6 protein-coding genes are annotated in these 6,706 nt (G+C 62.5%); 5 read left to right on the forward strand and 1 reads right to left on the reverse strand.

The window, feature by feature from the left end:
- Nucleotides 1-412: 412 nt before the first annotated feature.
- From MJ797_RS25265 to MJ797_RS25285, 5 genes are all read left to right on the forward strand, one after another.
- Complete coding sequence (locus tag MJ797_RS25265; RefSeq protein WP_239342008.1) at nt 413-2,938, forward strand: CHAT domain-containing protein; 2,526 nt, start codon at nt 413-415, stop codon at nt 2,936-2,938.
- 86 nt (nt 2,939-3,024) lie between these two features.
- Nucleotides 3,025-3,933 carry a helix-turn-helix transcriptional regulator gene (locus MJ797_RS25270; protein WP_239342010.1) on the forward strand — a complete coding sequence of 303 codons (909 nt, stop codon included), beginning with the start codon at nt 3,025-3,027 and terminating at the stop codon, nt 3,931-3,933.
- 235 nt (nt 3,934-4,168) lie between these two features.
- Nucleotides 4,169-4,492, forward strand: coding sequence for a hypothetical protein (locus MJ797_RS25275; RefSeq protein WP_239342012.1), 324 nt, complete (start codon nt 4,169-4,171; stop codon nt 4,490-4,492).
- A 47-nt stretch (nt 4,493-4,539) separates the two neighbouring features.
- The gene (locus MJ797_RS25280; RefSeq protein WP_239342014.1) at nt 4,540-4,848 is read left to right on the forward strand and encodes a hypothetical protein; all 309 of its coding nucleotides are present in this window, start codon (nt 4,540-4,542) and stop codon (nt 4,846-4,848) included.
- 159 nt (nt 4,849-5,007) lie between these two features.
- Nucleotides 5,008-6,099: an ATP-binding protein gene (locus MJ797_RS25285; protein ID WP_239342016.1), complete on the forward strand. Its 1,092-nt coding sequence runs from the start codon at nt 5,008-5,010 to the stop codon at nt 6,097-6,099.
- On the opposite strand, the gene MJ797_RS25290 is transcribed toward MJ797_RS25285, so the two are convergent.
- Nucleotides 6,082-6,706 (reverse strand): hypothetical protein (locus MJ797_RS25290; RefSeq protein ID WP_239342018.1); only part of this gene is annotated, 625 nt, incomplete at its 5' end. The genes MJ797_RS25285 and MJ797_RS25290 overlap by 18 nt on opposite strands.

Raw genomic sequence — 6,706 nt, forward strand, 5'->3', positions numbered from 1 at the left:
GTTCCTACCTGGTCAGCGCCCGTAACCACGGCGTCCGCCCGGTCGACGCGATCCAGGCCGCCCTCGTCGGCGCGCCCTGGCTCCCCACCCCGGTAGCCGCCTGAAAGCCGGCGCCGCCACCGGCCACGCCTAACACCGGCCAGCGCATATCGATCTTGGAGCGGTTCTATAGCTCCGGCCTACCCCTGAATGGACACTTCAGATGGTGAGCAATCTGCACACGGTCGCCTGTCGGCGAACAACTTCGGATCTGTGCTGGAAGCCTCCCATCACGGTGCCCTACCGGTCGTCGTGCGTGTAGACTGGCGCAGCGTTATGCGGGGATGCCGAACCACATAGCTTGCTGTGTGGTCATCGCGTAGTCGACGCCGGTCGGCCGCCCCTCGCTCAGGGTGGACGAGACGAGGTGGAGATGGGTGTCGACGACTATCTGAACTTTGATCTGCTCGTGAGACCTAAAGATAAAGAATCGCTGTTCCACGCCGAGGTCACTCAGAGCCCAGTGGGTACAGGAGCAAATATCGCGTTCCACCAACCGGTGACCGACGCTGAGCTCGAAGCTTTTCAGAAGGTCGTCGTACGTCCGTCCACCCCGAACGCGCAGGAGCGGAAGGCTGACGAACAGAAGGTCAAGGAGCTCGGGAGAAGGCTCTTCGACGCCATGTTCACGGGCGTAATCCTGCGTTGTTACGAGCGGAGCATCGACGCTGCGCTGAACGAGAACTACGGCCTCAGGATTCGGTTGCGTATGACCCAGTGCCCAGAACTCGCCGCTTTGCCATGGGAATACCTCTGTAGCCCAAATGGCAGTTTTCTCGCACTCTCGGAGACGACGTCGGTGGTTCGTTTCATGGACGTCATGAAGCCATCCAAGCTGCCGCAGCCGCTTCACATGCTTCACATGCTTGTCATGCTGGCCTCGCCCACTGGGGCGAGCCGCCCTATCGACATCTCAAGGGAGTGGAGCGTTCTGCATAGCCTTGGACGGAAGAACACCATTAGGGTCGACCGGGTCGAGGCGGGAACAATCAGCGCTCTCCAGCAGCAACTACACGACGGCCCCTACCATATCCTCCACTACGGCGGCCATGGCGAGCTCGATGAACTTGACGGCGACGGGTTTCTCCTGCTGGAAGACGCCGACGGCGGCGAACGGGAGCTGGGCGCGTCCAGCCTGGCAATCAACCTCCACGACCATCGGTCGCTGTTGCTGGTGGTACTCAACTCGTGCGTCGGCGCGCATGGCGGGCGGCCGGAACCGTGGCTGGGAGTCGCGCGGAAGCTGGTTCAGCATGGGGTCCCCGCCGTCGTGGCGATGCAGTCCACGGTGAGTGATGAGGCTTCATTTGCTTTTGTGGCGGCGCTGTACAAGGCGATTGTCGACGAACAACCGCTCGAGGTAGCGATGGCGCGGGCGCGCATCTCCATCTGGAACCTGCCTAACGTTACCGAGTGGGGAACGCCGGTCCTTTACCTGCAGTCGCCCATGGGGCGCCTCATCGGGATTCCCGCACAGCGTCACGACGGGGGAGTCGCGGTTGACGATCGCCCTTCGGCGGACGCGGTGTCATCGGTGGGATCCGGACCTGAATCGCGCGCGGCAGCCGCCGGTATCTGGGGATCTCCGGCGAAGCTACCAACAACTCCGACGACCGACCTGTACCAGGATCCGAATTTCACCGAGGCCCTGGCTGCGAAAGCAGACCGGGAGTGGCCGCGGGCGATTCTTCTGTTCGAGATGTTGCAGGCCCAATATCCGACCGAAATGCTACTCGCCGAGACCCTTGCGACGGTGCGTAACAATCAGCTCGCCACTTGGAACGAGGCGGCCGAGAAGGCCGAGGCGGACGAGCGGTGGGCCGATGCCGTCGTGATTCTCCAGAAGATGGTTGAACGCGACTCACAGTATGCGGACCGCCTCGGGGATGCCGAGGTCCTCCGAAACATCGATGCGCTGTACTTAGAAATACAGCGGCTACACCAGGGCAGGCGCTGGGATGACGTCGTCTCCTTCGATATCCGGCTGGCCGGGCTGGGCAACTTGGCGACTACGAAGGCCGTCATCTCCGCACGCAGCCTCGTAGCGTCCGCGAAGGCCTACCGTGATAGGATGATCCGGGATAATCGCTACAAACAGGCGTTGGAATACCATCGCCGTGAGGAATGGGAAGAGGCAGCTGTCGCATTCGATGGCATGGATCCGGCGTACCGCCCTGAGGCGGCCCGCCTCGCGCAGCAGGCAAGGACGAAAATGTCCGCTCGGTCGCCCTCGCGGTCAACTATTCCGGAGGAATCGCACTCACCGGGTCAGACGAACCCATTCGCAGAGTTGCGCGTGCCGCGGGGCGGGCACCTTCACAGCGATGTCACCGTCTCGCTGAAAGGGGCGATCGGCGGAACGGAGACCGTCGTGCGGCTACCAGCCGCGACCACGTGTATCCCCTGCGGCGGTTCAGGTCTGTCTCCCAACGGCGCCTCGCCGTCCCAAAGGAAGGCACGGACAGCAGAGGTGGTGGAACACGTCGTCGAGCGTGGCCGTTGCAGCGCATGCGGCGGCATCGGCTGGGCCGATCGAACCGAGAGCATCCATATTCCGGCTGGTGTATACGACGGCCAGACAATTTGTGTGTCCGGTCGCGGCTTTCCCGGACTATATAAGATCATCCAACCTGGCGATCTCCTGTTGACCGTGCGTATTGATGTTGGCCCCTTATTTCAGCGGGCCGGGATAGACCTTTTCATGACTGTGCCGGTCACGCCGGACGAAGCACGCTTCGGAGCTCTACTCACACTTCCGTCGCCCGACCAGGAGCCATTGACACTCCCCATCCCCCAGGGAACCGCAAGTGGCTGGAAAGCGCGATACTGCTACCGCGGCGTCCCGACGAAGAAGGGCGACCGGGGCCAGTTGATCGCGACGGTTCGGATCGTCACATGACGTCGCTTTCAGCACACGACCGAAGGTATTGATCACTGAGCTGGGTCAATGATCCGAGACCCACGTCCGCAAGGATAGGAGAAGCGATGCCGTTCGACGAACTGGCCCGCGTCGCGGTTGTCGAGAGCGAGCGACTTACGCGCCAGGGCCTGCTGGCAACTCTCAAAGACCACAGCCAGCAGATGATCGTCGTCGTGGATGAGGACCACCTCAGCAAGCTGAAGAGTCGCGTCTCCTACGACGTCTGCGTCCTGGGTATCCGCGGCGTAGCCTCGACCGAACAACTCCGCGATGTCGCCACGGCGACCCCGGTACTGGTTCTCCTCAACACCGAGGAGATCCGCTGGGAGTGGATCGTCGGTGTCTGGACCCTGGGCGTGCGAGCCGTCATCAGCCGCGATATCGGTGGTATTTCTCTCGCCGACACCATTTACGAGGTGACGCTCGAAGCCCATTGGCTCGGTCCCCAGCTCGCGGTTGCTCTCGTGGAGGCCATCAAAACGCATCACCTGACTGTCGACCAGCGGCTAAGGGATTTACTCGATATGGTCGGCGATAACGTCCGCCCCGCCACGGCGCGCACCAAGCTCGGCATAGATGACGGCGGCATGGCGGTCTTCTTCAGTGAACTGCGGCAAGCCATCATGAAATCGCCCGGCAACGTACAGCTAGATTTCAATGGCGGCGCTGGCTCGTCTTCACAGGCGACGGAAATCCTCCAGCCGTCGAAACAGGCTCCGGAGGCGGTGTGTCTCAGCGAGCGGGAGATCCAGATCCTCGAGCGGGTCACAGGAGGCTATACGGAGAAGGAGATCGCCAAGCAGTTGAGTCTGTCGGAGCACACCGTGCGGAGGCATATTCAAAACGCCATGGAGAGGCTAGGAATAGGCAGAAAGGCCGCGGTGGACAAGTTATGGTTCGCTCTCTATATTACCGGCGGGCACGAGCCTGAAGCGACCAGTCGCCGTTTCAGCGCTATGCTGGACCAACAGTGAACGCCAGCTGGTACGCTACGGCACGTGACCGCCGAGGATGGTTTTGTGTGGTTGCCAGCGACCACGCTGATCCGACAGGTTGGTCGCTGGATGCCATCCGCTAGGCCTAGCGGTGTGCGAAGATAGGAGTGACCGAGAAAGGCCGGGGGTGACATGTTTAGTGATCGCGGGACGAGATCCGAGTAGTATCTTCGCGTCTGAGGCCTCAAGTATGCTCCAGGCGCAGGCGGCTCGGATGGATGAGCTGGCGGTTCGGCTGCACGAGATCACGTGGGCAGCGGCGAAAGGTCGACCGCCACCGATACACGAGCTGACCTATCACTCGGTGGTTGAGTTTTTCGTCGAGAACAAGAAACGAGCACCGACGGCAGTCTGCGGAGCGCTGGTCCGTGAGGCGCGCCGGGGCGGATCCCTGGTCCGGCTGTTCTACATGGACGGCGAGGGCAGGGCATTGGTCGGCGGCGAAGACGGCGCACCACACCGGTCGTACATTGCCCGCAGTTTCGACGAAATGCTGGCCTCGCTAATCAAGGACAAGAATGTCGTCATCTTCACCTAGCCTGCGTGCCAAGCGACCGCGACCATGTCGCATCCCGGGAGGATCTCATGGTTGTTGAGATTGCGGCGTTTTTGCTGGCGAGCGTGGCGGCTTCCGCTGTTCTGTGGGTGACTGTCCTCACAGTCTCCTTTCTCGTTGACTGGTTCCAGGAACGTGCTGCGCGGGTGCGGTTCGACGCAGACAAGGCGGCGGTCACCGTGATAGAAGAACTAGCCAGCGGCAAAACCATCGTCGTGCAAGGAATATTCGACAAGTCCGCAAACAAGTTCGACGAGTCTCGCAAGATAGAGGCCGGGCAGGTCGATCCCGAACTCAGGCGGGTCCACAGTAATCACAAGGTCGTCATATGGAGCTGATTCGATCCGTCAGGTGGGGCGGCGCGGAGATAACCACGAGATCGGACAGGCGGTCACACTGAATCCCCCTCGCTCTTTCTGGAGGCTCGCCGGATGAAAATCGGTCGAATCCGCTGTTCCTCAGGTCGTGCTCCCGTGGTAGTCCAACAAAGCAACGACATGGAAACCGGGGATCAGGCTGCTGGCGGGAGCTTTGCGTCCCTGCTGCGCCAGAACACCGGGGCTATCCGAGTGGACGGCGTACCAACCGACGCCGGCGAGGGCGACGCTGCTGTACTTCGGTCAGCCCTCATCATGGCGGCGGAGAACTTCACCAAGGCGACTGGCGCGGACGACCTCGCCCTCGTGGTGACCAACCGGCGCGTGCCCGTAGGCGGCGAGTCCGCGCCAGAGGACGAGCCGGACGTGCTCTCCATCGAGAAGCGGGCGTCCTACTTCAGGGTGTCGGAACCGCTGTACGGCATGGACTTCCTCGTGCTCCCGGACAAGACGATGGAGGAGTTGCGGGTCGCCGTCGACGCGGTCGTGCTCCGCACGCGGGTCTTCGACCAGTGGAACCTGCGCAGCATCCAGCCGCATCCGGGTTCGGCGGTCAACTTCCACGGTGGTCCTGGAACCGGCAAGACACTTGCCGCACACGCGATTGCTCACAGCCTCGGTAAGAAGATCCTCGAGTCCAAAACCTCGCAGCTGGAGAGCAAATACCACGGTGAGGGACCGAAGAACCTCGACGCGCTCTTCCGCGCTGCGACCGCGAATGACGCCGTCCTGTTCATCGACGAGGCCGATTCGTTGATGTCCCAGCGTTTCGAGCACACCAGTCAGGGTTCCGAACAGGCCGTGAACACGATGCGCAGCGAGCTCCTGATGGCGCTCGACCGCTACGACGGGCTCGTGATCTTCGCTACGAACCTCGTGACAAGCTACGATCCCGCCTTCGACAGTAGGCTCCGGCACGTGCGCTTCCCTGAACCGGACGCGCGTGCGAGAGCGGAGATCTGGCGGCGCCACCTTCCTGCCGAAATGCCAGTGGACCCGGATGTCGACGTCACATGGCTCGCCGAAGTCGAGGTGTCCGGACGGGAGATTCGGCGCGCGGTAGTCGATGCCGCCGTCCGGGTCGCCCGGAGCGGGCGGGCGCGTGTGACGGCGGCCGATCTGCGGCACGCCGTCGAATCGGTTCGGGGCAGCAGAATCGTGCGACCCGCTCCCGCCGTCAGACCGATTAGTGCGTCAGATATGACGCACTAACCACAGTATTCCGTCGAGCGCGCCCCCCAACGTGACGTACCGGGCCGCCTCGCTCAGAACCGTGAGCATCGTGTGTACTGTTCTCCCGGTTTCGATGACGGCTTCGGCGTAATCTTTGGCGAGACGGCGCCGTATAGGCGTGGCGGAGGTGCTCAACACACCGGCGTGTATCACGCTCACCCGAACCTGTATGACCGTGATGCTGAGCGCCCCGCAAAAACCCACGGCGAGCAGGAAACCGCTGACGGCGAGCATCGTGAGCTGCATCTGGCTTTTCGCGACGCCGGGAAGCTGCGCGGCGACGACGACGAGCAGCGCGAGCGTCGCGGTCACCGCCTGCTGCGCGCGCGTCCGGGTCTGATCGATGTCCAGTAGGAGCCGGTCGAGGTGACGGCGGCCCTCCTCGATGAGAACAGCGACGTCATCCTCCGGCCAGTTGCTGACATCGCCCGCCACAGTGCGGTCGGTCGGCAGGTCGGGCGGTGTCCAACCCGGGCGGAAAAGCGCCAGGCAGTAGAGGAAGAAGACTTTCCGGTCCTCGAGAAAATCGGTCACCCGTCGTTCCGGAGCCAGTCCGCGATCGCCGCAGTCGCTGGGGCGGCGACCA

This window comes from Protofrankia sp. CiP3, from assembly GCF_917627345.1.
Taxonomy (GTDB): Bacteria; Actinomycetota; Actinomycetes; order Frankiales; family Frankiaceae; genus Protofrankia.